The 236-nt window shown below is 62.7% G+C and carries 1 pseudogene; it reads right to left on the reverse strand.

Annotated features, from left to right (window positions below):
- Positions 1 to 236, reverse strand: a pseudogene (locus H6M51_RS24450) (glutamine--fructose-6-phosphate aminotransferase); the annotation flags it as partial.

The raw sequence follows: 236 nt of genomic DNA on the forward strand, positions 1-236 counted from the left end.
TCGATCATGTAGGCGGAGGCCGTGGAGATCTGGATCGGACGATCGACCGGATTGCCGTCGATGTCGAAGATATGGGCGCCCTGCTTGCCGATGACAGCCCAATCACCGTCGTGCAGATAGGCGATGCGGTTGGTGAAGGGCGACAGCGCAATCGCATCTGAGCCTAAGAACATCTCGCCATCACCGAAGCCGATGGCGAGCGGCGGGCCGGAGCGGGCGGCCATGATCGTCGAGGG

The sequence above is a fragment of the Rhizobium sp. AQ_MP genome (genome assembly GCF_014237835.1).
In the GTDB taxonomy this organism is placed as follows: domain Bacteria; phylum Pseudomonadota; class Alphaproteobacteria; order Rhizobiales; family Rhizobiaceae; genus Allorhizobium.